24 protein-coding genes are annotated in these 25,060 nt (G+C 72.3%); 12 read left to right on the forward strand and 12 right to left on the reverse strand.

From position 1 onward, the window contains the following. Complete coding sequence (locus tag AC57BS_RS03315; protein WP_496410048.1) at positions 1-837, reverse strand: cupredoxin domain-containing protein; 837 nt, start codon at positions 835-837, stop codon at positions 1-3. A 142-nt stretch (positions 838-979) separates the two neighbouring features. Here AC57BS_RS03315 and AC57BS_RS03320 point away from each other — a divergent pair, with 142 nt between their 5' ends. The 3 genes from AC57BS_RS03320 to ppdK are packed head-to-tail and all read left to right on the forward strand — an operon-like array spanning position 980 to position 6,577. Further along, positions 980-2,818 carry a multicopper oxidase domain-containing protein gene (locus tag AC57BS_RS03320; RefSeq protein WP_496410049.1) on the forward strand — a complete coding sequence of 613 codons (1,839 nt, stop codon included), beginning with the start codon at positions 980-982 and terminating at the stop codon, positions 2,816-2,818. 43 nt (positions 2,819-2,861) lie between these two features. After that, positions 2,862-3,884 (forward strand): NUDIX hydrolase, encoded by a 1,023-nt coding sequence (locus AC57BS_RS03325; protein WP_496410050.1) that lies wholly within the window; start codon positions 2,862-2,864, stop codon positions 3,882-3,884. A gap of 14 nt (positions 3,885-3,898) precedes the next feature. Further along, positions 3,899-6,577, forward strand: a complete 2,679-nt coding sequence (gene ppdK, locus AC57BS_RS03330) for a pyruvate, phosphate dikinase (RefSeq protein ID WP_496410051.1) — start codon at positions 3,899-3,901, stop codon at positions 6,575-6,577. On the opposite strand, the gene AC57BS_RS03335 is transcribed toward ppdK, so the two are convergent. After that, positions 6,578-7,516, reverse strand: a complete 939-nt coding sequence (locus AC57BS_RS03335) for a co-chaperone YbbN (RefSeq protein WP_496410052.1) — start codon at positions 7,514-7,516, stop codon at positions 6,578-6,580. A gap of 58 nt (positions 7,517-7,574) precedes the next feature. Between AC57BS_RS03335 and AC57BS_RS03340 the strand changes: the two genes are divergently transcribed. From AC57BS_RS03340 to AC57BS_RS03350, 3 genes are all read left to right on the forward strand, one after another. Continuing rightward, positions 7,575-8,120 (forward strand): GtrA family protein, encoded by a 546-nt coding sequence (locus AC57BS_RS03340; protein ID WP_496410053.1) that lies wholly within the window; start codon positions 7,575-7,577, stop codon positions 8,118-8,120. A 158-nt stretch (positions 8,121-8,278) separates the two neighbouring features. Further along, a complete protein-coding gene (locus AC57BS_RS03345) occupies positions 8,279-9,013 on the forward strand; it encodes an SDR family oxidoreductase (RefSeq protein WP_496410054.1) in 735 nt (244 codons plus the stop codon). Positions 9,014-9,170: 157 nt separating this feature from the next. Next, entirely contained in the window at positions 9,171-9,662 is a 492-nt protein-coding gene (locus AC57BS_RS03350) for a hypothetical protein (protein WP_496410055.1), read from the forward strand. Here AC57BS_RS03350 and meaB read toward each other — a convergent pair. Both meaB and AC57BS_RS03360 read right to left on the reverse strand, forming a co-directional pair. After that, positions 9,645-10,649 (reverse strand): methylmalonyl Co-A mutase-associated GTPase MeaB, encoded by a 1,005-nt coding sequence (meaB, locus tag AC57BS_RS03355; protein ID WP_496410056.1) that lies wholly within the window; start codon positions 10,647-10,649, stop codon positions 9,645-9,647. The genes AC57BS_RS03350 and meaB overlap by 18 nt on opposite strands. Before the next feature lie 7 nt (positions 10,650-10,656). Continuing rightward, on the reverse strand, positions 10,657-11,841 hold the full coding sequence (locus tag AC57BS_RS03360; RefSeq protein ID WP_496410057.1) for an acetyl-CoA C-acetyltransferase: 1,185 nt from the start codon (positions 11,839-11,841) through the stop codon (positions 10,657-10,659). Positions 11,842-11,991: 150 nt separating this feature from the next. Here AC57BS_RS03360 and mce point away from each other — a divergent pair, with 150 nt between their 5' ends. Continuing rightward, positions 11,992-12,447 (forward strand): methylmalonyl-CoA epimerase, encoded by a 456-nt coding sequence (gene mce / locus AC57BS_RS03365; RefSeq protein ID WP_496410058.1) that lies wholly within the window; start codon positions 11,992-11,994, stop codon positions 12,445-12,447. 10 nt (positions 12,448-12,457) lie between these two features. On the opposite strand, the gene AC57BS_RS03370 is transcribed toward mce, so the two are convergent. Genes AC57BS_RS03370 through AC57BS_RS03390 form a run of 5 tightly spaced genes read right to left on the reverse strand, consistent with a single transcriptional unit; the run spans position 12,458 to position 16,767 of the window. Then, positions 12,458-13,267 carry a putative hydro-lyase gene (locus tag AC57BS_RS03370; protein ID WP_496410059.1) on the reverse strand — a complete coding sequence of 270 codons (810 nt, stop codon included), beginning with the start codon at positions 13,265-13,267 and terminating at the stop codon, positions 12,458-12,460. Next, complete coding sequence (locus AC57BS_RS03375) at positions 13,264-14,127, reverse strand: 5-oxoprolinase subunit C family protein (RefSeq protein ID WP_496410060.1); 864 nt, start codon at positions 14,125-14,127, stop codon at positions 13,264-13,266. Before AC57BS_RS03375 ends, AC57BS_RS03370 begins: the two co-directional genes overlap by 4 nt. Then, the gene (locus AC57BS_RS03380) at positions 14,124-14,756 is read right to left on the reverse strand and encodes a 5-oxoprolinase subunit B family protein (protein ID WP_496410061.1); all 633 of its coding nucleotides are present in this window, start codon (positions 14,754-14,756) and stop codon (positions 14,124-14,126) included. The genes AC57BS_RS03375 and AC57BS_RS03380 overlap by 4 nt, the downstream gene beginning before the upstream one ends. Next, entirely contained in the window at positions 14,753-15,517 is a 765-nt protein-coding gene (locus AC57BS_RS03385) for a LamB/YcsF family protein (RefSeq protein WP_496410062.1), read from the reverse strand. Before AC57BS_RS03385 ends, AC57BS_RS03380 begins: the two co-directional genes overlap by 4 nt. Beyond that, positions 15,514-16,767, reverse strand: a complete 1,254-nt coding sequence (locus AC57BS_RS03390; RefSeq protein ID WP_496410063.1) for an NRAMP family divalent metal transporter — start codon at positions 16,765-16,767, stop codon at positions 15,514-15,516. Before AC57BS_RS03390 ends, AC57BS_RS03385 begins: the two co-directional genes overlap by 4 nt. Positions 16,768-16,838: 71 nt before the next feature. Here AC57BS_RS03390 and AC57BS_RS03395 point away from each other — a divergent pair, with 71 nt between their 5' ends. From AC57BS_RS03395 to AC57BS_RS03410, 4 genes are all read left to right on the forward strand, one after another. Next, positions 16,839-17,579, forward strand: coding sequence for a GntR family transcriptional regulator (locus AC57BS_RS03395; RefSeq protein ID WP_496410064.1), 741 nt, complete (start codon positions 16,839-16,841; stop codon positions 17,577-17,579). Positions 17,580-17,738: 159 nt separating this feature from the next. Continuing rightward, entirely contained in the window at positions 17,739-19,079 is a 1,341-nt protein-coding gene (ccrA, locus tag AC57BS_RS03400) for a crotonyl-CoA carboxylase/reductase (RefSeq protein ID WP_496410065.1), read from the forward strand. Between the two features lie 149 nt (positions 19,080-19,228). After that, the gene (locus tag AC57BS_RS03405; protein ID WP_496410066.1) at positions 19,229-20,575 is read left to right on the forward strand and encodes a hypothetical protein; all 1,347 of its coding nucleotides are present in this window, start codon (positions 19,229-19,231) and stop codon (positions 20,573-20,575) included. Positions 20,576-20,601: 26 nt separating this feature from the next. Then, a complete protein-coding gene (locus tag AC57BS_RS03410) occupies positions 20,602-21,777 on the forward strand; it encodes an AI-2E family transporter (protein ID WP_496410187.1) in 1,176 nt (391 codons plus the stop codon). Here AC57BS_RS03410 and AC57BS_RS03415 read toward each other — a convergent pair. After that, the gene (locus tag AC57BS_RS03415) at positions 21,755-22,747 is read right to left on the reverse strand and encodes an EamA family transporter (protein ID WP_496410067.1); all 993 of its coding nucleotides are present in this window, start codon (positions 22,745-22,747) and stop codon (positions 21,755-21,757) included. The two genes, AC57BS_RS03410 and AC57BS_RS03415, sit on opposite strands and share 23 nt — an antisense overlap. 38 nt (positions 22,748-22,785) lie before the next feature. Between AC57BS_RS03415 and AC57BS_RS03420 the strand changes: the two genes are divergently transcribed. Beyond that, the gene (locus tag AC57BS_RS03420; RefSeq protein ID WP_496410068.1) at positions 22,786-23,322 is read left to right on the forward strand and encodes a CGNR zinc finger domain-containing protein; all 537 of its coding nucleotides are present in this window, start codon (positions 22,786-22,788) and stop codon (positions 23,320-23,322) included. A gap of 52 nt (positions 23,323-23,374) precedes the next feature. On the opposite strand, the gene AC57BS_RS03425 is transcribed toward AC57BS_RS03420, so the two are convergent. Next, complete coding sequence (locus AC57BS_RS03425) at positions 23,375-24,142, reverse strand: alpha/beta fold hydrolase (RefSeq protein WP_496410069.1); 768 nt, start codon at positions 24,140-24,142, stop codon at positions 23,375-23,377. 53 nt (positions 24,143-24,195) lie between these two features. Beyond that, positions 24,196-24,957 (reverse strand): hypothetical protein, encoded by a 762-nt coding sequence (locus AC57BS_RS03430; protein WP_496410070.1) that lies wholly within the window; start codon positions 24,955-24,957, stop codon positions 24,196-24,198. Between the last annotated feature and the right edge of the window lie 103 nt (positions 24,958-25,060).

Here is a 25,060-nt window from a genome sequence, read left to right on the forward strand (position 1 = left end):
TCACATGACGTGGATCATCTTGACCATGCCCATCATCGCGTGCGGCATGCCCTTCATCCTCGGGTCCGGGAAGAAGCACAGCAGGACGTACTGCCCGGCCGGCAGCTCGTAGTCCATCGTCATCTGGCGACCCGGGCTCAGCGTGTCGGTCTGGACCCAGGCCGGCAGCAGCCACGCCGGCTCCTCCTCGCTCTGGAGGCCCTCCATGACCTGCTCCATCGTCGTGCCCTCCTGCACCTGCTGGAGCAGTGCGAAGTGGGGCTGGTCGTCGGCGTTCTTGAACCTCAAGGTGCCCTTGGTCGGCAGGTGGCTCGGGCCGCCCCACTTCAGGCCGTTGCGCGCCTTGATCGTGGCGTCGACCGACGGCGCCTTCGACGCCTTCACCGCGCCGACGCGGAAGGTCGTGGGCGCCATGATCCTGTCGGCCATGACCAGGGCGGTGTAAGTGCCCGCCCGGGGCAGCACGATGGTGCCGGTGCTGCCGGTCATCAGGCCACCGTGCCAGGTGGTGTTGGCGATCGCGCGCTTCAGGGCCTTCATGTCGCCCTTGTTGGAAGCGGCGTAGTCCCTGGCCATCTCCCGCAGGGTGTAGCCCCTGGCGAGGGACACGATGCTCACCGGAGCGGGCTTGCCCTTCACGGCGAGCTTGATCCGGCCGGCCCGGAGGCCGTTGACCCCCTGGAGCCTGAGTGACCCCTTGGCCACGGTGATGGTGAGTGACTGACCGGCCTGCTGCTCGGTCGTCATGGCGGACGCGGACGTGGTGACCAGTGCCGGCACGGAGATCATGGCTCCGGCGCAGACCAGGGCCATCCCTGCGCGCAAGTGAGTGAACATGCGGTGCTACCCCCGACGAGTGATGTGATGAGGCGCCCATGTTGCGACGCACCCAGCGGGCAGTCATCAGCAATTCTGGGGTGGTCCAGACCTCACCGAAAAGTGTGTTGTGGGGGACGCCCGTCGGCGGATAATCCCTGCGATGAGGGGGAGATCTCGCACGATCATGGCGCTGGTGACGGCCACCGTGCTGGCCGTGCTGGCGCCGGCGCTCGGCACCGGCGGTGACTCCGGGCTCGCCGCCCGGACGGGTGCCCAGGCTGCGGCACCGCGCTCGGCGACGCTCGTGATCGAGGCGCGCGGATCGACGTACGTGCCCGCCACGGTGACGGTCGGTGGCGGCGGCACGCTGACGGTGGTCAACCTGGACACCTACGACCACACCGTGACCTCGACCGCCGTGGACGAGCGGGGCGAGCCCCTGTTCGACGTACGGGTCGCCGCCGGCACCACCGCGACGGTGACCGGGGTCGAAGCCCTGGCGAACGGTCGCTACGACTACTACTGCCGCTTCCACCCCTTCATGCGTGGCGTCCTGGTCGTGGAGGACTCGACCGGCGAGGTCGGAGCCGATCCGGTGGCGTTCGAGCAGCCGTTGGTCGTCCCGAGGGTCGTGCGCGGCGCCGACGTCCGCCTGGTCATGCGCCGGGCGAAGGTGCGCATGCTGCCCCGCGGCCCCCGCACGACCATGTGGACCTACGGCGGCAGCTATCCCGGCCCGACGATCGTGGGCCGCGCAGGTCGCGAGAGCCGGGTCACCTTCGTGCACCGCCTCCCGAGGAAGGCGGGGCCGCTGACGACCCACCTGCACGGGGACCACCACGCCGCCAGCGAGGACGGCCAGCCGACGACCAACCTCATCCGGCGAGGACGCTCCCGGACCTATCGCTATCCGTTGACCTACGGCGGTGAGCCGGAGCCGGCGTCGTTCTTCTTCTACCACGACCACCGCATGGACCGGACCACCCGCAACAACTGGCGCGGGCTCCAGGGGATGTTCATCGTCGAGGACGCGACCTCGCGTCGGCTCCGGCTCCCGAGGGGCCGCCGCGACCTCCCGCTGATGATCTCCGAGCGCTCCTTCACCCCGCGCAACCAGCTGACCGACCCGTTCGCCCACGGGCCGACCATGCAGGGGCACCACGGGACGATGGCGTTCACCGGCCCCGGCAGCCCGCCGGACGACCACACCGTGGGCTCGCACGTGGTCGTCAACGGTCGCTACGCGCCGTTCCACCGGGTGACGGCCTCCCGCTACCGGTTGCGCCTCCTCAACGCGGCGCCGTTCTCGGCGTACAACCTCTCGCTCTCGGACGGCCGCCCGTTCGTCCAGATCGGCACGGGCAACGGCTTCCTGCGGACACCGGTCGTCCGGACCCAGATCAACCTCGGACCGGCCCAGCGTGCCGACGTGATCGTCGACTTCTCCGGGGCGTCCGGGCAGGACGTCGTCCTGCAGTCCGTCCCCGCCGACGACGAGCGCGGCACCGGGTCGCGCGCGGCACCGGTGATGCAGTTCCGCGTCGGCGACCCCGCGCGCGACCGGTCGCGGCTCCCGGCTCGGCTCCCCTCCCCCGACCTGGTCGCCGCTCCGGACAAGGTCACCAAGACCTGGACCTTCGACATCGGCGGCGACAAGCGGCACGGCACGTTCTGGGCGATCAACGGCAAGGCGTTCGACCCGGCCCGCAGCGACCACCGCGCCCGGCTCGGCAGCGTCGAGCGCTGGCGGCTGCGCAACACCAGCGACATGACGCACTACGTGCACATCCACGCCCAGCAGTGGCGCACCGTCTCGCGCAACGGCACGCGGCCGCCGCCGTGGGAGCGCGGGCTGGAGGACACCTGGCGGCTGGACCCCGGCGAGTACGTCGACGTCGCGGCCCGGTTCGCCGACCACACCGGACCCTTCATGATCCACTGCCACATGCTCGACCACGAGGACCACGGGATGATGGCGCGCTTCGACGTGGTGCGCTGACCGAGGTCGGCTGCCCCGACCGGGCTCTGGCTAGGGTAGCCCGGTGCCTGCCGAACAGCCGACGCTGACTGACGGGACCGTCACCCTGAGGCCGTGGCGCGACGACGACGTCGCCGAGGCCGTGGCCGGTCACGACGAGGAGATGGCCCTCTGGTTCGGGTGGGACCCGGCCGACGTCACCGAGCAGTCGCACCTGGCGGCGATCTCCCGCTGGCGCGAGCGCTACCGGGCCGGCGAGCAGGCGTCCTTCGCCATCGAGCACGACGACCGGCTGGTCGGCAGCGTCGAGCTGACCCGGGACGGCACCGCGGGAGCCAGGCTGAGCTGGACCCTGTACGCCGGCCACCGGGGCCGGGGCCACGCTGCCCGGGCCGTACGGATCCTCGTGGACTGGGCCTTCGCCGACCCCGAGCAGGGCGGGTGGGGCCTCCAGCGTGTCGAGGCCCGCATCGACCCGCGCAACGACCGCAGCCGTCGGGTGGCGACCCGCGCGGGTCTGCGGCTCGAGGGCGTGCAGCGCGTCAGCCCGGGCATGGGCGACCGTCCCGATGCGACCTCGTACGCCGTGTTCGCGCGCCTGGCCACCGATCCGCCGCTGAGCGACCCGGAGAGCTTCCGGGCGCTGCTCAACTCGTTCCTGCCGCGCAAGCGCGCCATCTCCCAGATGCTCGTGCGCGACCTCGAGGGTCGCGTGCTGCTGTGCCAGCTGACCTACAAGCGCGACTGGGACCTGCCCGGCGGCGTGGTCGAGGTCGGTGAGTCGCCGCAGGTCGCGGTGCAGCGCGAGGTCGAGGAGGAGCTCGGGCTGTCGATCGAGCCGCGCGGGCTACTGCTCACGGACTGGCTGCCCCCGTGGGGTGGCTGGGACGACGCCGTGTGCCTGGTGTTCGACGGCGGCACGCTGCCGCACTCGGCGCTGGCGGACGTCGTGATGCAGGAGCGGGAGATCCGCGACGTGCGGTTTTGCACGCTCGAGGAGGTCGACGAGCTCGCCGCCGACTTCACCGCGCGCCGGGTCCGAGCGGCCGTCACCGGCGAAGGGACGTATACGGAGTCCGGTCGCTGAGGCAGGATGCCTCCATGACCTGGGTCTACGACTTCGCAGAGGGCAGCAAGGACCAGAAGGACCTCCTGGGCGGCAAGGGGGCCAACCTCGCCGAGATGACGAACCTCGGCCTGCCGGTGCCGCCGGGCTTCACCATCTCGACCGAGACCTGTCGGGCCTACCTGGCCCTGAAGGAGACGGGCGAGGGCGGTGAGCCCGACGGCCTCTCCGAGGAGGTCACCGAGCACCTCGCCTCGCTCGAGGAGGCGATGGGCAAGAAGCTCGGCGACGCCGACGACCCGCTCCTGGTGTCCGTGCGCTCGGGCGCGAAGTTCTCGATGCCCGGGATGATGGAGACCGTCCTCAACGTCGGTCTCAACGACACGTCCGTGGGCGGGTTGGCCGCTCGCAGCGAGTCCGACAGGTTCGCCCTGGACTCCTACCGGCGGTTGCTGCAGATGTTCGGCGGGACCGTGCTGCACGTCGACTCCGACCTCTTCTCCGAAGCGCTCGACGAGGCGAAGCGGGCCAAGGGCACCGACAACGACCTCGACCTCGACGCCGACGACCTGCGCGGGGTCGTGGAGTCCTTCAAGGCGATCATCCGCGAGCAGACCGGCCGCGACTTCCCGCAGGACCCCCGTGAGCAGATGGACCTCGCGATCGGGGCGGTCTTCGACTCCTGGAACACCGACCGGGCGCGCCTCTACCGGCGCCAGGAGCGGATCCCCGAGGACCTCGGCACGGCGGTCAACGTGCAGGCGATGGTCTTCGGCAACTTCGGCATGGACTCCGGCTCCGGCGTGGCCTTCACGCGCGACCCGGCGAGCGGCACCCAGGGCGAGTACGGCGACTACCTCCAGAACGCCCAGGGTGAGGACGTCGTCGCCGGCATCCGCAACACGGTGTCCCTCGCCGACATGGCCGAGATCGACCGGAAGTCCCACGACGACCTGATGGAGATCATGACGCGCCTCGAGCGCCACTACCGCGACATGTGCGACATCGAGTTCACGGTCGAGCGTGGCAAGCTGTGGATGCTCCAGACCCGGGTCGGCAAGCGCACGCCCGAGGCCGCGTTCCGGATCGCGGTGCACATGGTCGACGAGGGCATGATCCAGATGGACGAGGCGGTGCTGCGGGTCACCGGCGACCAGCTCGCCCAGCTGATGTTCCCCCGGTTCGACGCGACCTCCGAGCGCACCCTGCTCGCGACGGGCATGAACGCCTCCCCCGGCGCGGCCGTCGGCAAGGCGGTCTTCGACTCCGACACCGCGGTGGAGTGGGCGGCGCGCGGCGAGGACGTGATCCTCGTGCGCAAGGAGACCAACCCCGACGACCTGCGCGGCATGGTCGCCGCTCGCGGCATCCTCACCAGCCGGGGCGGCAAGACGTCGCACGCCGCGGTCGTGGCGCGCGGCATGGGGCGTACGTGCGTGTGCGGCGCCGAGTCCCTCGACGTGGACAAGAAGGCCAGGGAGTTCCGCGTCCGCGACGGCGAGACCGTCCGCGAGGGCGACGTGATCTCCATCGACGGCACCACCGGTGAGGTGTTCGCCGGGGCGGTCCCGGTGGCCGACTCCGTCGTCGTGCGCCACTTCGAGGGCGAGAAGCTCGACGACGACCTCGCCCACGCCGTCGCGCGGATCATGGCGCATGCCGACGGTGCCCGGCGCCTGCGGGTGCGCACCAACGCCGACACCCCGGAGGACGCCGCCCGCGCCCGCCGCTTCGGCGCCCAGGGCATCGGCCTGTGCCGCACCGAGCACATGTTCCTCGGCGAGCGGCGCGAGCTCGTCGAAAAGCTCATCGTCGCCGAGGACGAGGCCGGGGTCGAGTCCGCGCTCGCCGCGCTGCTGCCGCTCCAGCGGCAGGACTTCACCGAGATCCTCGAGGCGATGGACGGACTGCCGGTGACGATCCGGCTGCTCGACCCGCCGCTCCACGAGTTCCTCCCCGACCTCACCGACCTCAGCGTCGAGGCCGCCCTCGCCGAGGAGCGCGGTCAGGTCGACGAGCGCGCGGCGACGCTGCTCACCCACGTACGCCGGCTCCACGAGCAGAACCCGATGCTCGGCCTGCGCGGCGTCCGCCTCGGCATCCAGATCCCCGGGCTGTTCCGCATGCAGGCGCGAGCGATCGCGGAAGCAGCGGCAGACCGCCTGGAGGTGCACGGGCGGCCGCAGGCCGAGATCATGGTCCCGCTGGTCGCCAGCGTGCGCGAGCTGCACATCGTGCGGAACCAGCTCGAGCGCGAGATCGCCGAGGTGCAGGAGTCGCGCGGGGTCAGGCTGGACATCTCGATCGGCACGATGATCGAGCTGCCGCGCGCTGCCTTCCTCGCCGACCGGATCGCCACGGCCGCCGACTTCTTCTCCTTCGGCACCAACGACCTCACCCAGATGGCGTGGGGGTTCTCCCGCGACGACGTCGAGTCGTCGTTCTTCGCGACCTACTTCCAGCACGGCATCTTCGACGTCTCACCCTTCGAGTCGCTCGACCAGCTCGGCGTGGGCGGCATGGTCGAGATGGGCACGACGAAGGGACGCGAGACCAAGCCCGACCTCAAGGTCGGCGTCTGCGGTGAGCACGGCGGCGACCCGCTGTCGGTCCACTTCTTCGACCGCGTCGGGCTCGACTACGTCTCCTGCTCGCCCTTCCGGGTGCCGGTCGCCCGGCTCGAGGCCGGCCGGTCGGTGCTGGAGAAGCGCTGATCAGAACAGGGCGGACGCCAGGTTGCGTCGCCCGGCGAGCACGCGCGGGTCGTCGTTGCCGACGGCGGCGAACAGGCCAAGCAGGTGGTCGCGCGCCTTCTCGCGGTCCTTGTCGCTCGTGCGGGCGACGAGGTTGACCAGGCGGGTGAACGCGTCCTCCACGTGCCCGCCGAGCATGTCGAGGTCGGCGACCAGCGTCTGGGCGTCCACGTCGTCGGGGTTCTCGGCGGCGGCCGCACGGGCCGCGTTGAGGTCGACGCCCTGGGTGCGCTGCATGACCTTGGCGATCGCCAGGCCACCAGCGGCCTCGACGTCGGCAGGATTGGCGTCGACGAGCTTCTGGTACTCGGCGACGGCCGCATCGACGTCTCCGGCGGCCAGCGCGTCCTGGGCGGGGGCGTAGCGCGGGTCGACGACCTCCTCCTCGCCGTCGGCGGCGGGTGCCCCGCTCGAGCGCGGCTGGTGGCGGCCCGTGATGCCCTGCGCGGTGAGCTGCTGGCCGACCTGCGTCAGTGCGGTGCGCAGCTCCTCGATCGGCAGCGGGTCCTGCAGCAGCGGCATCGGACGACCGTCGACGACCGCGACCACCAGAGGGATCGAGGGGATCTGCATCGCCTGGGCGATCTGCGGGACCGCGTCGATGTCGACGAGGCCGAGCAGGAAGCGTCCCTCGTGCTCCTCGACCACCGTGGCGAGGTCGTCGGCGAGCTGTCCGCTCTCGGGCATCCGGGTGCGCGAGTAGAACGCCAGGAGCACCGGCGCGGTCATCGACTGCTCCAGCAGGCCCTGGAAGCCCTGCTCGTCGACCAGCACGCTGTAGGACGCCCCGCCGCCCGCCGGGGCGGCGGGCCGGCCGGTCGGGGCTCCCGCCTGCGGGGCGGGCTGCCCCAGCCCGGAGAGGTCGATGGCACCTGGACGGCTGAAGGGCTGCTGCGTCATGGCTCAATCCTAGGGAGCCGCGCCATGGAGCGGTCCCCGGGTCGGTAGCCTCGCGGCCATGGGATCCCGGGGTGCCGTGCTGTCACCACGCCACCGGCGCAACGTGGCACTGCTCGTACGCTTCGGCGCCGTCGGCGCCTCGGGAGTGGTGGTCAACCTCCTCACCCTCGTGCTCCTGCAGCGCCTCGGCCCGCACTTCGACGACGCCGTGGCCTCGCTCGGCGGCACGGACTACAACCTGCGCTGGTACCACGTCTACTCCACCGCGGCGTTCCTCGTCGCCAACCTGGCCAACTTCCAGCTCAACCGCACGTGGACCTTCCGGAGCACCCGGGCGGCCGCCTGGGCGCGCGAGTACTGGCCCTTCCTCGCCGTGGGGCTCGGCGCGCAGGCGATCGGCCTCGCGCTGCTCACCCTGCTGATGCACCCGCACTCGCCCGTCAGCCTGCCGAGCGACGTCTTCGACGACTCGTCCGGCCTGCGCAACCGCCTCTACTGGTCACAGCTGGTCGTGATCGCGCTCGTCACGCCGGTGTCGTTCGTGTTCAACAAGCTGTGGACCTTCGCCGCCGTCCGGTCGTGGCGGCTCGACCTCGGACCGTGAGGTGGGACAGGAGGTCGGACGTGGGGTGGGAGGGGTGCCTGGTGCGCATGTGACGGGCGCCACGAAGTGTGTCCGAACTGGGCAGGGGCGCGCCTGTCACCGCTCCCCTACCGCGTGGTAGAAAGTGCGGCGGAGCTCGACGGGAGGGACGCCAGGGCATGACGACATCGGGGTCGTACGACTTCACCGGATACCAGGTCCTGGTCATCGGTGGCACCCGCGGTGAGGGCCACACCATCGCCTCCTCCTTCGCGGCCTGCGGTGCCTCCGTGACGGTGACGGGCACGATGATGCTGCGCTCGCTCTACGAGAGCGACCTGTCGGCCTTCGACTACGAGTCGGTCAACCTGGCGCGCCAGCAGTCGATCGACCACCTGGTCGGCACGATCGACCACATCGACGTCCTCGTGCTCGCGGCGTCGTGCCACCTCCCCTACGGCTTGCCGCCGGGCGAGGAGGCGTTCATCGCCGAGGCGACCCGGTCCGGGCTGCTGGGCCCGACCTTCCTCACCACCCGCCTGCGCCTCAAGCTCGGCCAGAGCCCCGCCCTGGGCGGTGGTTGCGTGGTCAACACGGGCGCGGTGACGTCGTGGCTGCAGCTCGCGACGACGCCCGAGGCCGCCCAGCGCGAGCTCGTCGAGTCCACCGCACGGGCGGGCGACAACTGGGCCGGCCTGGGCGTGCGGGTCAACTCCGTGCTCCAGACCCAGCGGTCCGTCCTGCCGCGCCAGTACGCCCCGGCCTCGACACCGTCCGGCGGCAGTCGCGCCGCGGGCGGCACGCTGGTCCGCACCGCGCAGCCGCACGTGGGCGACGCCGTGGCCGACGCGACCCTGTTCCTGGCGAGCAGCGCCGCCGCGCGCATCACGGGGCAGACGCTGCGCATCAGCTGAGCGCGCTGCGACGTCGCATTCGCGCGAGTTCGGCGAAATGCCCTGCAGGCCGGTCTGGTCCAGTTACATTTCCCCCACACGGAAGCCACGAGAGATCCACAGGGTCTCGCCGCCGTCTCGGGTCGGTCGCTCCCTCGTCGCCAGAAAGGACGTCCCCTTGACCGCCGAACTCATCTCCCCGCCCTCCACCCGGAGCGGCACGTCCTGGGCCGCTCGCGCCTCACGGCGGCGCCGCGAGCAGCTCCTCGCCCGCACGCCCGCTGCCGACTCGCCCGTGCACCACCTGTGGGCCTCCCTCGTCGACGTCCTCGGTGCGATCGACGGCCCGTCCACCGCCCTCCTCGCCACCGCGAGCGGCGACCCGGTGGCGGCGCACGGCCTCGCCGGGTCCGACGTGGCACGCGTCGCCCGGCAGGACCGGGCGGTCTTCGGGGCGCGTCTCCCGTCTCCCGTGCCCGATGGTCCGGCGCCGGTGGAGACGGTCGAGCTGACCCTGGGCCTGCGCCACACCGTCATCGCGTCGGTGCCCGCGGGCGGGGGGCACCTGCTCTCGGTGACCGCGCAGGGCGTCAGCATCCAGGTGCTGGAGGCGTGGACGCGCCGACTCGCCGAGGACATCCGCGCGGCGCTCTCAGCCGCGGCCCGGTAGCCCGTCCAGCAGCTCGTCGGCCGCGGCGTACGGATCCACGTCGCCACTCGCCACCCGCGCTGCGAGGGCGTCGAGGTCGGCACCGGAGCCTGCGCTCCCCCAGCGCTCCTGCAGGGCGGCCAGCGCGACCGCCTCGACCTCGCCGCGCGCCCGTGCCGTACGCCGGCGCGTGAGCTCGCCCGACTCCTCCAGCCAGGCGGCGTGCCTGTCCAGCTCCTCCAGCAGGCGGTCGATGCCCTCCCCCGTGCTGGCCACGGTCTGCAGGACAGGTGGCCGCCACGCGCCGTCGCGGCGCTCCCCCATGCCGAGCATGGTGCGCAGCTCCCGCCGGGTCCGGTCCGCACCCTCGCGGTCGGACTTGTTGACGGCGTAGACGTCGCCGATCTCGAGGATCCCGGCCTTGGCGGCCTGGATGCCGTCGCCCATGCCGGGCGCGAGCAGCACCAGCGTCGTGTCGGCGAGGCCCGCGACCTCGACCTCGCTCTGGCCCACCCCGACGGTCTCCACGATCACCACGTCGCAGCCGGCCGCGTCGAGCACGCGCACCGCGTGCGGGGTCGACCAGGCCAGTCCGCCGAGGTGCCCGCGGGCCCCCATGGAGCGGATGAAGACCTCGCGGTCGAGGGCGTGGTCGCCCATGCGTACGCGGTCGCCGAGCAAGGCGCCCCCGGAGAACGGGGAGGACGGGTCGATCGCCAGGACCCCGACGCGCTTGCCGGCGCGGCGCATGCCGGTGACGAGGGCGCTCGTGGACGTCGACTTGCCGACGCCCGGGGCCCCGGTGATGCCGAGCACGTGCGCCCGCCCGGCGGTGCCCCGGAGGGCTGACATCACCTCCCGCAGGAGCGGCGACGCCGTCTCGACCAGCGTGATCAGGCGGGCCACGGCCGCCGGATCGCCCTCACGGGCGCGCGCGACGAGGTCGGGGACCGCGTCGGCGCCCCGCCCGCGCACGCGCCTCGCCGCACCCGCAGCGCCGTGGCTCACGCCATCCTCACGCAGAGGGGACGCGGATGATCAGGGCGTCGCCCTGGCCTCCGCCGCCGCACAGGGCGGCCGCGCCGACGCCGCCGCCGCGCCGCTGGAGCTCCAGCGCGAGGTGCAGCACGATGCGGGCGCCGGACATGCCGACCGGGTGACCGAGGGCGATCGCGCCACCGTTGACGTTGACCTTGTCGACGCTGACGCCGAGCTGCCGGGCGGACTCGATGCCGACGGCGGCGAAGGCCTCGTTGAGCTCGAAGAGGTCGATGTCGGAGACCTCGATGCCCTCCTTCTCCGCCGCCTTGGCGATCGCGTTGGCGGGCTGGAGCTGGAGCGAGGAGTCGGGGCCGGCGACCTGGCCGGAGGCGCCGATCTCGGCGAGCCAGGTCAGGCCGAGCTCCTCGGCCTTCGCCTTGCTCATCACGACCACGGCGCAGGCGCCGTCGGAGATCTGCGAGGCGGATCCGGCGGTGATGCTGCCGTCCTTGGCGACGGGCCGCAGGCCGGAGAGCGACTCGACGGTGGTGTCACCGCGCACGCCCTCGTCCTCCGCGACCGTGACGTCGCCACGGCGGCTGGAGATCGTGACGGGGACGACCTCGTCGTCGAAGACGCCGTTCTTCCAGGCCAGCGCCGCGCGCTGGTGGGACTGGGCGGCGAAGGCGTCCTGCTCCTCGCGGGTGAGGTTGGCGCCGGCGGCGTTGCAGCCGTCGGTCAGGCTGATCATCGCCTGGTCGGTGAACTGGTCGTAGAGAGCGTCGTAGGCCATCGAGTCGACGAGCGCGGTGTCGCCGTACTTGAAGCCCTCGCGGCTCTTCGGCAGCAGGTGGGGCGCCTGGGTCATCGACTCCATGCCGCCCGCGACGACGACCTCGTGCTCGCCCGCGCGGATCAGCTGGTCGGCCATCGCGATGGCGTTGATGCCCGACAGGCACACCTTGTTGATGGTGATGGAGGGGACGTTCATCGGGATGCCGCCCTTGACCGCCGCCTGGCGGGCGGTGATCTGCCCGGCGCCGGCCTGGATGACCTGGCCCATGATCACGTAGTCGACCTGCTCGCCGGTCACGCCGGCCTTCTCCAGGGCGCCCTTGATGGCGACGCCGCCGAGGTCGGCGGCCGACTGGTCCTTGAGACCGCCGAGCAGGCGGCCGATCGGGGTGCGAGCCCCTGCGACGATGACGGAACCGGTCATGAGAGTCCTCCAGGCGTGCGGGTGTGGGTGCTGCTCCTTTGGACGATACCCATGCGGACGCCTCCACCGGCAGGGTGTGCGACCCGGCCGTCGTGAGGCACACGTCACACCCCCTCGCGGCCCCCCTGCGCCGGAGTGCACGATGGGCCCATGAGCACCCCCGACCTCCCGGACGACGTCCGGCACCTGTTCACCGCCATCGACCACGTCGGCATCGCCGTGCCCGACCTCGACGAGGCGATGGCGTTCTACCGCGACGCGTACGGCATGCAGGTCCTCCACGAGGAGGTCAACGAGGAGCAGGGCGTGCGGGAGGCGATGGTCGGGGTCGGCGACTCCGGCTCGTGCATCCAGCTCCTGGCTCCGCTCACGCCGGAGTCCACGATCGCGAAGTTCCTCGACCGCAACGGCCAGGGCATCCAGCAGCTCGCCTTCCGCGTCGACGACGTGGAGCACGTCGCGGACGTCCTGCGCGAGCGCGGGCTGCGCCTGCTCTACGACGCCCCGAAGCGCGGGACGTCGGACAGCCGGGTCAACTTCATCCACCCCAAGGACGCCGGCGGCGTGCTGGTCGAGCTGGTCGAGCCCGCCGCCGCACCGCACTGAGCCGGACGGGTCACGGCACGAGGTAGTCGCTGTCGCGCGCGTCCGTGACGAGCATGTGGCCCGGCGCATGCGCGATGGCCAGCGGCGGGCGCGACTCCATGACCGCTGCCTGCGGCGTGACACCGCACGCCCAGAACACCGGGACCTCGCCGGGGCGTACGTCGACCGGGTCGCCGAAGTCGGGCCTGGAGAGGTCGGCGATGCCGAGCGCCGCCGGGTCGCCCACGTGCACGGGCGCCCCGTGCACGGCGGGATAGCGCGAGGTGATGCGCACGGCGTCGGCGACCTGCTCGGCCGGCACCGGCCGCATCGACACCACGAGCGGCCCGGAGATCGCCCCGGCCGGTCGGCACCGCCGGCTGGTGACGTACATCGGGACGTTGACCCCCTGCTCCACGTGGCGCACCGGCACCCCGCCCTCGACCAGCGCGGACTCGAACGTGAAGCTGCAGCCGACGAGGAACGACACGAGGTCCTCGCGCCACCACCCCGAGACGTCGGTCGTCTCCTCGGCGAGCTCGCCGTCGACGTAGACGCGGTAGGCGGGGAGGTCGGTGCGGACGTCCCCGTCGAGCAGCGGACCGGACACCTCGCCCGCCTCGAGGACGTCGAGCACGGGGCACGGCTTGGGGTTGCGCTGGGCGAAGACCAGGAAGTCGAGGGCCAGGTCGCGCGGCAGCACCATCAGGTTGGCCTGGGTCCACCCGCGGCTCCAGCCGGCCGTCGGCGTCACCATCCCCTCGCGGAAGAGCTGCCTGGCCGCGCGCGGCGTGAGCCCGGCACGATCCCGGGAGTGGTCGTCGGTCGGGTGGGACGTCATGGGGCCTCGATCCATCGGAAGCGCACGGGGTCCCCCGGGCGCAGCTGTGCGGCACGGTCGACGTCGGCGTCGACGACGACTGCGACCACCGGATAGCCGCCGGTCACCGGGTGGTCGGCCAGGAACAGCACGGGCTCCCCGCTCGGCGGCACCTGTACGGCGCCCCGCCAGGCGCCCTCGCTGGGCAGCTCCTGGTGGCGGGCCGGACGCAGGGAGTGCCCACCGAGGCGCATGCCGACGCGGTTGCTCCGCTCGGTCACCGCCCAGGTGCTCGTCACGAAGGCGTCGACGTCCTCGACCCAGCTGTCACGCGGCCCGCGCACTGCGCGCAGGACCACCTCGCCGGAGAGGTCGGGCGCGGCGACGGAGTCGACCTCGGGGAACCGGTCACCCGGGGTGCCGACCGGCAGCACGTCGCCGGCCGTGAGCGGCGCCGGTCCGAGGCCGGAGAGGACGTCGCTGGCGCGGGACCCGAGCACCCGCTCGGCCGCCACACCGCCGCGGACGCCGAGGTAGGACCGCAGGCCGGCGGCGGGTTGGTCCAGCACCACGCGGGCGCCCGGCGCGGCGAAGAACACCGCGTGCGAGCCGATGTCGCGGCCGTCGACGCGCACCGGGCAGGGCGCACCGGTGACGCAGCACCACAGGCCCTCGTCGAGCACCACGACCTCCAGGCCGCCGTAGGTGACCTCGACGGCCGCGGCGTCGTCGGAGTTGGCCAGCGCGCGGTTGACCTGCCGCAGGGCCCCTCGGTCGGCCGCACCCGAGCGGCCGACCCCCACGCCGGACAGTCCGCGGCGGCCGAGGTCCTGCACCAGCGCCAGCGGTCCCGTCGCGTGCACGCGCAGCGCCCGGGTCACGACGTCACCTGCACGAAGCGGACGCGCACGCCCGGGGAGAGCAGGGCCGCCGGGTCGCGCTCGAGGTCCCACAGGGTGGCGTCCGTGCGCCCGATGAGCTGCCAGCCGCCGGGCGAGGGGCGCGGGTAGATGCCGGAGTACTCCCCCGCCAGCCCGACCGCACCGGCCGGCACCCGCGTCCTGGCCTCCGTCCGGCGTGGCACGTGCAGGCGCTCGTCCTCCCCGAGCAGGTAGCCGAACCCGGGGGCGAAGCCGCCGAAGGCCACCCGCCAGGTCTGGCCGGTGTGGGCGGCGACGACGTCGTCGACCGAGAGGCCCGTCAGCTCCGCGACGTCCGCGAGGTCGTCGCCGTCGTAGGTGACCGGCACCTCCACCAGCGGGCTGTCGTCCACGCCCGCGGCGTCCGGCTCCGGCGAGACGCCCGCGAGGACCTGCCGGAGGTCCGCGACCGCGACGGCGTCGCTGGCCACCACGAGGACCGTGCGCGCGGCAGGGACGATCTCGCCGACCGCTCCCGAACGGCACGAGCGCAACGCGGCGGCGTACGCCACGGCCTCCGCCGTCGAGCCGAGCTCGACCAGGACCGCCCGGTCGCCGTAGGGCAGCAGCTCGACCCGTGGAGTCGTCATGCGAAGGCGCCCAGCTCGACGCCCTGCGCGGCGAGCGCGTCGCGGACGGCCGCCGCCATCGCGACGGCACCGGCGCTGTCGCCGTGGACGCAGACCGAGTCGGCCTCGATCCGCACGACCGATCCGTCCGCCGCGACCAGGGTGCCCTCGGTGACCAGGCGCACCACCCGGGCCGCGACCTCGTCGGGGTCCGACAGCACCGACCCCGGCTCCGTACGCGGCACGAGCGTCCCCTCGGGGGTGTAGGCCCGGTCGGCGAAGGCCTCGCGGACCGTGCGCAGGCCGGCCTCCTCCGCCGCCGCCAGCAGCCGCGACCCGGGCAGCCCGAGCACGGGCAGCGACGGGTCGTACGCCCGCACCGCCGCGACGACCGCCCGCGCCTGCGCGTCGTGGTGCACGGTGGCGTTGTAGAGGGCGCCGTGCGGCTTGACGTAGGCGACGCGGGTGCCGGCCACGCGCGCGAGCGCCTCGAGGGCTCCGATCTGGTAGGTCACGTCGTCCGCGAGCTCGACGGGGTCGTAGTCGACGAACCGGCGCCCGAAGCCGGCCAGGTCGCGGTAGCCCACCTGCGCCCCGACGACCACCCCGTGCCGCGCCGCGGTCTCGCAGCACTGCCGCAGGGTCGAGGCGTCGCCGGCGTGGAACCCGCAGGCCACGTTGGCGCTGGTGACGACCTGCAGCACCCGCTCGTCGTCACCGAGCTCCCAGCGTCCGAACGACTCACCGACGTCGCTGTTGAGGTCGATCCGCGGGACGCTCACAGGTCGCCCAGCAGCAGGAGTGCGTTGTAGCCGAGGTAGAGCGTCAGCAGCCAGGCGATCGCGCCGACGGCCAGGAGCCACCCCGGGTAGCGGTAGCCGTGGAGCAGGTCGCGACGGCGCCAGGCCACCCACAGCAGCACCCCGAACCCGATCGGGAGGATGAGCCCGTTGAAGGTGCCGGCGAAGATCAGCAGCTGGGTGGGCGCCTGCTCGATGATCAGGTAGATCACCGCGCAGAAGGCGATGAAGGTGACCGTGATGAGGCTGCGGGTGCGCTCGGCCGTCGCCGACGTGGTCACGAACGAGACCGACGTGTAGGCCGCGCCGATGACCGACGTGAGCGCGGCCGACCACAGGATCACACCGAAGACGCGGAGACCGGCCTCGCCCGCCGCGGCGCTGAAGGCGGCGCCCGCGGGCCCGCCGACCGCGTCCTGCGAGAGCACGGCGCCGCCCGCGACGACGCCCAGGATCGCGAGGAAGAGCAGGATCCGCATCAGGCCGGTGACGAGGATGGACACGACGGAGCTGCGGGTGATGTCGCCGACGTGCTCGGGGCCCGTCAGCCCGGAGTCGAGCAGGCGGTGGGCGCCGGCGTACGTGATGTAGCCCCCGACGGTGCCGCCGATGATCGTGGTGGTGGCCACGAAGTCGAAGGTGTCGGGGCGCACGACGCTCACCAGCGCCTCCCCGACCGGCGGCGACGAGCTGACGGCGATCCCGAGGGTGGCCACGATCATGAGCAGGCCCAGGAGCACCACGATCCGGTCGAGCGCCACACCGGCGCGGCGACTCAGGAAGATGCCCACCGCGATGGCGGCCGACGCCGCGCCGCCGATGCGCGGGTCGAGGCCCAGCATGGCGTTCACGCCGAGACCGGCGCCGGCGATGTTGCCGATGTTGAAGACCACTCCGCCGAGGAACACCAGCCCGGCGAGCAGGAAGCCGACGCCCGGCAGCACGGCGTTGCCGAGCTGGTGGGCCCGCAGGCCGGAGACGCCGATGACCCGCCACACGTTCATCTGCACGGCGATGTCGACCACGATCGAGATGACGATCGCGCAGGCGAAGGCCGCGCCCAGGGTGATCGTGAAGTTCGCCGTCTGGGTGATGAAGCCGGGCCCGATGGCGCTGGTCGCCATCAGGAACACGGCGCCCATCACCGCCGTACGGCTGAACCCGGACGCCCCGTGGGGCTGGCTTCCGGCGGGCTGGCCGGCGGGAGTGCCGGCTGGTGTGTGCTGGGTCATACCGGGACATTAAGGATTGTTCAACAATTCTTCAATACCCCTCATGTTAATGATCCATTACGCTGCGACACATGGGCACCACTGACCCCTCGAGCACCACGGGTGACGGACGCAGCGCACTCGACGCCGTGCTCGACGAGGTCCTCGCGGCCCGCCGCGCGGAGCGCACTGTCATGAGCACTTCTGCGGACCGCGCGGCCCGCGTGGTGCGCGAGCAGGTCGTGGAGGGCCACCTCCGCTCCGGCACCCGCCTCCCGGAGGAGCGCCTCGCCGGCGCCCTCGGCGTCTCCCGGAACACCCTGCGCGAGGCCCTGAGCCAGCTGGTCGCCGAGCGGATCCTGGTGCGCGAGACCAACCGGGGCGTCGTCGTCGCGACGCCGGCGGTCGTGGACGTCGAGGACGTCTACCGCGTACGCCGCCTCGTCGAGCCCGCCGCCCTCGCGCGGGGCACCGGCCACACCCCCGAGCGCATAGCGGCCGTAGCCGCGGCCGTGACCGAGGGGCGCGAGGCGGGTGAGCGCGGCGACTGGGACGGGGTCGCGTCGGCCAACCAGCACTTCCACCGCGCCGTCGTGTCGCTGGCGGGCAGCCCGCGCCTCGACGCCCAGATGGACCTGCTCCTCGCCGAGATGCGCCTGTTCTTCCACCAGATGGGCGCACCCGAGCGGTTCCACCGGCCATACCTGGAGGAGAACGCCGCCATCGCCGGACTGCTCACCTCGGGCGACCGGCAGGGCGCGGCGGACCGGCTCGACGCCTACCTGGCCGCCGCCGAGGGCCAGCTCGTGGCCGCCTTCCGCGACCGCGACTGAGACCCCGTCAGCTCGAGAAGCACCCGCACCAACCCCGCTGGATCGATCCAAGGAGCCTGCGGCCGCGGCATAGGTCACACTCGGGTGACACGGCATATACCCGTCGGTACCTTTCACGCACCCGAGCCCCGACGCCCCCGATGCCCCAGGAGCCAGCACGTGCAGAACATCCTCGAAGCGATCCAGTCCGGCAGTGCGACCTCGGAGGACTTCGCCAGCCTCGAGCTCCCCGAGTCCTACCGCGCGGCCTTCGTGAAGAAGGACGAGGTGGACATGTTCGAGGGGTTGGCCTCCAAGGACAAGGACCCCCGCAAGTCCCTCCACGTCGACGAGGTCGCGCTCCCCGAGCTCGGCCCCGGCGAGGCGTTCGTGGCCGTGATGGCCAGCGCGATCAACTACAACACCGTGTGGACCTCGATCTTCGAGCCGGTCTCCACCTTCGGCTTCCTCGAGCGCTACGGCCGCAACTCCGAGCTCACCAAGCGCCACGACCTGCCCTACCACGTGGTCGGCTCCGACCTGTCCGGCGTCGTGCTCAAGACCGGCCCCGGCGTGACCAAGTGGAAGCCCGGCGACCGCGTGGTGGCCCACTGCCTGTCCGTCGAGCTCGAGGGCCCCGACGGCCACAACGACACGATGCTCGACACCGAGCAGCGGATCTGGGGCTTCGAGACCAACTTCGGCGGTCTGGCCGACGTCGCGATGGTCAAGGCCAACCAGCTGATGCCCAAGCCCGAGCACCTCACCTGGGAGGAGGCCGCCTCCCCCGGCCTCGTCAACTGCACCGCCTACCGCCAGCTCGTCTCCAAGAACGGCGGCGACATGAAGCAGGGCGACAACGTCCTCATCTGGGGCGCCTCGGGCGGCCTGGGCGGCTTCGCGACGCAGTACGCCCTCAACGGCGGCGCCACCCCCGTGTGCGTCGTCTCCAACGAGGAGAAGGCCGCCATCGCCCGCAGCATGGGCGCGGAGCTGATCATCAACCGCTCCGAGGAGGCCTACAAGTTCTGGAACGACGAGGGCACCCAGCAGGACCCGAAGGAGTGGAAGCGCTTCGGCGCGAGGATCCGCGAGCTCACCGGCGGCGAGGACATCGACATCGTCTTCGAGCACCCCGGTCGGGAGACCTTCGGCGCCTCGGTGTTCGTCACCCGCAAGGGCGGCACCATCACCACGTGTGCGTCGACCTCGGGCTACATGCACGAGTACGACAACCGCTACCTGTGGATGAACCTCAAGCGCATCATCTCCAGCCACTTCGCCAACTACCGCGAGTCGTGGGAGGCCAACCGCCTCATCGCGAAGGGCAAGATCCACCCCACCCTGTCGAGGACCTACACCCTCGAGGAGGTCGGCCAGGCCTCGCTCGACGTCCACCACAACGCCCACCAGGGCAAGGTCGGCGTCCTCTGCCTGGCGCCCGAGGAGGGACTCGGCGTCCTCGACCACGAGATGCGCGCCCAGCACGAGGACGCCATCAACCGGTTCCGCGGCGTCTGAGCCAGGTTCCACCAGCGCCTGAGATCTTTCACACCCCGGTTCGCGCGACTCCGACGGGAGTCGTCCGCGAGCCGGGGTGTGTCAATCGGTCGGCATCGGACAGACTGGCACCGACGCAGTCCGTACGACGTGAGAGTGGGTGCCGCAGCATGGCTTCCGACCAGGGCCTGTCCATCTTCGACGAGCCGGAGTCCGGCGACGGGGCGAAGAACGCCGACAACGCCGCGGAGGAGACGCAGGTGCTGCCGGTGACCCCGAAGGACGAACCACGCGCCGCAGGGTCGCGGCCCGCGGGCGAGAAGGCAGCGGGCGAGAAGGTCGCGGCCGAGAAGCCTGCGGCGAAGCCGGAAGAGCCCGAGCCGACCGTGAAGGCGCCGGTCATCCCGCCGCCGGCGCAGCGTCCGGCCTCGACGCCTGCCCCGGTCGCCCAGCGCCCGGCCTCGCCTGCCACCACCCCTGCCACCACCCCCGCCAGCCCGCCCGTGACCCCGCCCTCCCCTGCGGCGGCCCCGCTGCCGGTCGTGCGACGGGGCGGCTACGACAAGGCTGCGGTCGACCAGCGCGTCGGGCAGCTCCAGACCGAGAAGTCCGGCCTGGCCACCAGCCTCGCCAGCAGCGAGCAGCGCGTCATCGAGCTCGAGGACGAGCTCGAGCGGCTGCGTGCCGAGGCCGCCGAGAACGCCAACCCGACGTACGCCGGGCTGGGCGGTCGCGCGACGTCGATGCTCAAGCTGGCCGAGGACGAGGCCGCCGACGTGCGCACCGCCGCGCGACGGGAGGCCGACGAGATCCGCGCCCAGGCCGAGCGCGACGCCCACAGCATCCGCGCCGACGCAGCCCGCGAGGCCGACGACATGCGGATGGTGCAGCTCAAGGAGCTCGACGAGATGCGCGCGCGGATGACCGCCGACGCCGAGACCGAGCGCAGCCTGGCCAAGGCCGAGGCCGAGGACCTGCTCGCTGCCGCGCGCCGCGAGTCCGACCAGATCCGCCTGGCCGCGGAGCAGGAGACCAACGAGATGCGGGTCACCGCGACGCGCGAGGCCGAGCAGGCCCGCGCGGCCGCCGACCGCGAGGTGCAGGAGGCGAGGCGCACGCTGGCGGTGGAGAAGGAGCGCCTGACGCGCGAGGCCGCCGAGCACCACAGCAACGCCACCGCGGAGACCCAGCGCCTCGTCGCCGAGGCCGAGGCGCGTGCCACCGCTGCCGAGCAGCGGGCGCGGGAGGCCACCACCCAGGCCAACACCCACCGCCAGCAGGCGCAGTCGGAGTCCGAGGGCCTGCTCGCCCGGGCCCGTCGCGAGGCCGAGCAGATCGTCGCGTCGGCGCGCACCCAGGCGGACTCGATCGGGGCGACCCGCATCGCCGAGGCCGAGCGCGAGCTCGCCAACATCCAGGCCGAGGTTGATCGCGCCGCCAGGCGACGTGACGCCATCACCGCCCAGCTCGGCGCCCTGCGCGACGTCGTCGCCGGCTTCGACGAGGACGAGTCCTGAGCTGGCGCGACCGGCTCCGCGGGGTCCTGGGCTCCAGCGGCGCCGGCTCCAGCGGCGCCGGCTCCGCTGACACCGGTCCCGCGGACGCGGAGACTGAGTCCGCGGCCGAGCCTGCGAAGGCGTCCGCGCCGCCCGCGCGGTCCGCGCCGGCCGAGCCGGCGCCCGCACCCCTGCTGCTGCGCCACTCCCCCTTCAACATCGGGTTCTTCGGCGCCCTGGGTGCACTCATCGCGATCTTCCTGAGCCAGCAGCTGCTGAGCATCTCCTCGGTGCTGATCCTGCTGGTGATGTCGATGTTCCTCGCGATCGGCCTCAACCCGGTCGTGGAGTCCTTCATGCGCCGCGGCATGCGTCGCGGGCTCGCCGTCCTCCTGGTCCTCGTCGTCGTGATCGGGGTGCTCGCGCTCTTCGTCGTCGCCATCGCACCGGTGATCAGCGAGCAGATCACCGCCATCACCCGCAACGCCCCGGGCTGGCTCGACGACCTCCAGAGCAACGCGCAGATGCAGAAGCTCGACGCCAAGTACGACGTCATCGCCAAGGCCCGCGACTACATCCAGAACGGCGACTTCGGCCAGCGTGTCTTCGGCGGAGCGCTCGGCGTCGGCCTCAGGGTGCTCTCGGCCCTGGCCAACAGCCTGATCGTGGTCGTGCTGATGATCTACTTCCTCGCCTCGCTGCCGAGCATCAAGAACGCCGCCTACTCCCTCGCCCCCGCCTCGAAGCGGGCCCGGGTCAGCGAGCTCGGCGACCAGATCATCCGGTCGATCGGCGCCTACGTCGCCGGCGCTTTCGTCGTCGCCCTGTTCGCCGGAGTGAGCACGCTCGTGTTCTCGTTCATCGTCGGGCTCGGCGACTACGCCTTCGCCCTCGCCTTCGTCGTCGGGCTGTTCTCGCTGATCCCGGTCGTCGGAGCGTTCGTCTCCGGGGCGCTCATGACGCTCCTCGCCCTGACGGTCTCGCCGACCGTCGCCCTGGTGGCGCTGGTCTACTACATCGCCTACCAGCAGCTGGAGTCCTACCTCATCTACCCGCGCATCATGAAGAAGTCGGTGGACATCCCGGGTTCGGTCACCGTTGTCGCAGCGCTCGTGGGCGGCTCGCTGCTCGGGATCATCGGCGCCCTGCTCGCCGTCCCGGTCGCGGCAGCCCTCCTGCTGCTGCACCGCGAGGTGTTCCTCAAGCGGCAGGACGCCCGCTGAGTGACTCCTCGGGCTCCGGCAGGGGCTCGACGACGAGCGGCACCCGGCCCTCGCCCAGCTTGACCACGACGACGCCGGCGAGCACGAGCAGCCCGCCGGCCAGCTGGATCGGGCGCGGTAGCTCACCGAGCAGTGCCCACGTCCACAGCACGGCCGCCAGCACCTCGCCGAGGGCGACGAAGGAGGCGAGCCGGCTGCCGAGCCGACGGCCCGCCGCGATGCCGGTGACGTAGGCGAGGGCCGCGGTGACGAGTCCGAGCGCGACGACGGCGACCCACCACGGCACCGCGACCCCGTCGTAGACGGCGTCGTCGGTGGACCAGTCGAAGGGCAGCAGGCCCGAGCCGCCGGCCACCACGAGGACGGTGGCTCCCACCACCAGGCCACCCGCGGCGAGACTGAGGCCCGGCAGGCCGTTGCTCTCGTCGGCGGAGATCACGAAGTAGGTGGCGGCGCCCACCATCGCGCCGAGCGCCCAGAGCACGCCCGCCGTGCTCAGCTCGGCCCCGGAGACCACGTCGAGCACGAGAGCGAGCCCGCCCATGGCGAGCAGGCCGCCCAGCACCGTGAGCCGCGACGGGCGGTGGCCGTGCCGCAGCCAGAGCCACACGACCACGGCGACGGGAGCGGTGTACTCGAGCAGGAGCGCGACGCTGACCTGCATGTAGGTGACGGCGTAGAAGTAGCACAGCTGCGCCCCCGCGACGGCAGCGATGCCGTAGACGGTGACCAGTCCCGCGTTGTCGCGCAGGAGGTGCCAGCGACCGCGCAGCGCCAGCGCGCCGGGCACGACGAGGACGACAGCCGCGAGCAGCACCCGTACGGTCACCGCCGCACCGGCGCTCCACCCCGTGTCGAGCAGCCCGCGCGCGAGGGCGCCGGACAGTCCGAACGAGGTGGCCGACGCCACCGCGAGCACCAGCCCGGCGGCCGTCCGGGAGGACCGCGTGTCATGAGTCAAAGACGTCACGGTCATGACCGTAGGCGCGGCTGATGTAATGTGTCAACATGCTTTTCACGGATGACACCGACGCGGCGCTCCAGGCCGCGGTCGCCCTCGTCAACTCCACCGACGAGCCCGGCGACCCGCTCGGGTCCGTGGACGACCTGTCAGCGTTCCTCGCCGCCTGGTCCTACACCGGTCGCCACGACGCCACGCCCCAGGAGCTGGAGTCCGTACGCCGGTTGCGCCCGTCGCTCAAGGCGCTGCTGCTGGCCGGTCGCGACGAGGCCGCCGGACTCGTCAACGCGATGCTGGCGCAGGCCAGGGCACTCCCCCAGCTCCAGCGCCACGACCACTGGGACTGGCACCTGCACGCCGTCGACCCCGACCGTCCGCTCGACGAGCGGGTCGTGGTGGAGACGGCGATGGCGATGGTCGACGTGATCCGCGCCGACGAGATGTCGCGGCTCGCACGCTGCGCGGCCGACGACTGCGACGACGTGGTGCTCGACCTGTCGCGCAACCGCTCGCGGCGCTACTGCTCCACCACCTGCGGCAACCGCGAGGCCGTTGCCGCCTACCGCGCCCGGCAGCGGGCCTGAGCCGCACCGCCGGCGGTCAGGTCGGCGAGGCCGGCGAGGCCGGTGCGGCCGCTCAGGCCAGGAACCGCCGCATCACCTCGAGGAAGACCTCCGGCTGCTCCGAGTGCACCCAGTGGCCGGCGTCCTTGATCAGGACCCGCCGGTTGCGCGGGAACCTGCGGTCCATCTCGACCGCGTACTCGTCGGAGATGTAGTCCGACCGCGCGCCGCCGACCCAGAGCACCGGTCCGTCGTAGGTCGCGTCGCCGAGCTCGTCACCGGGCCACCCCACGAGGTCGGCCATGTGCTCGCCGAGCAGGTCGAGGTTGAGCTGCCAGTGCCAGCCGTCGTCACCGCGCCGCAGGTTCTGCAGCAGGAAGCTCCGCACGACCCGGTTCGGGACGGCGTCGCGCAGCGCTGCCTCCGCCTGGTCGCGCCGCTCCAGGGCGCCGAGGTCGAGGGAACGCATGGTGTCGATGTAGCCGACGAACTCCCGCCCGCTCTCGTACGTCACGGGGGCGACGTCGACGACGGCCAGCCGCTCGACGAGGTGGGGGTGTCGCAGGGCCAGGCACATCGCGATCTTGCCGCCCATCGAGTGACCGACGAGGGCGACCGGCTCGTCGCCCAGCTCGGCGGCGACCAGGTCGGCCAGCTCGAGGTAGTCGAAGGTCTCGGTCCACGGCGAGCGGCCGTGGTTGGGCATGTCGAGGAGCAGCACGCGATGGTCGGCGCTGAGCGCCTTGCCGGCCTGCGTCCAGTTCTTGCCCTGGCCGAAGAGTCCGTGGCAGAAGACGACGCGCTGCCCGGACTCGCCGAGCTCGGTGCGGTGCAGGCTCACGTCACCATCCTGCCGCAGCGCGACCGAGCGGTGCGTGCGGGGCCCGACGACGCTCAGAAGTCGAAGCCGTCGAACAGGTCGCCGATGCCGTCGCCGATCCCGCCGAACATGTCACCGATGCCCTCGCCGATCGCTCCGATGCCCTCGCCCAGGCCGTCGAAGCCACCACCGAAGAGCATGCCCATGAACATCCAGTCCATCGGACCGAAGCCACCGAAGTAGCCCTGGGCGTAGGGCTGGTAGGCGCGGCCGCCCTGCCAGTAGGGCACCCGGCGCGAGCCCACCATGACCTTGCGGATGTCGGGCTCGGCACCGGCCCGCACCCGCTCCACGTCGAGGGCACACGCGGGCACGTCGCGCGCCGCGCCGCCCGGCGGCGTCCACGGCACGTCGGCGACGGACAGGCCGTGGCGCGGGTCGAAGAAGCACGGCGGGCGTCGCTGCGGCAGGGGCTCGCCCGCCACCCGGGCGCGTACGCATGCCATCGCGTAGCGGCCGTCCTCGAGGATCTCGGTGACGTTCCTGACCTCCTCCGGCCTGGTCAGGGCAGCGGCCGCGGTCTTGGCCGACTCGTAGGAGTCGAGCGCACGCTGGTAGTCGGCGTTGGCGCCGGGGTCGAGCGGCTCGCCGGCCAGCTCGATGTCGAGGTCCTGGAGCTCGACGCCGAGGGCGGTGACGTCCTCCTCGGCGAGCTTCTTCACCGGGGCGACCTCGGCCTCGACGCGGGCGAGCTCACGCTTCTTGCCCGACTTGCCGGCAGCCACCGCGACCGCCGTCAGCCCGCCGAGGACGACCAGCACGAGGACGAGTTCCATGGACCCAGAGTACGCAGCGGCGGCAAGGCAACAGGGGCGCACACAGGAGCCTCGAACCTGCGAGAGCAGGCCGCCCATCGACCCCCGACGATGTGCGGCCTGC

The organism is Nocardioides sp. BGA-UO-ETr-FS32 (assembly GCF_059567905.1).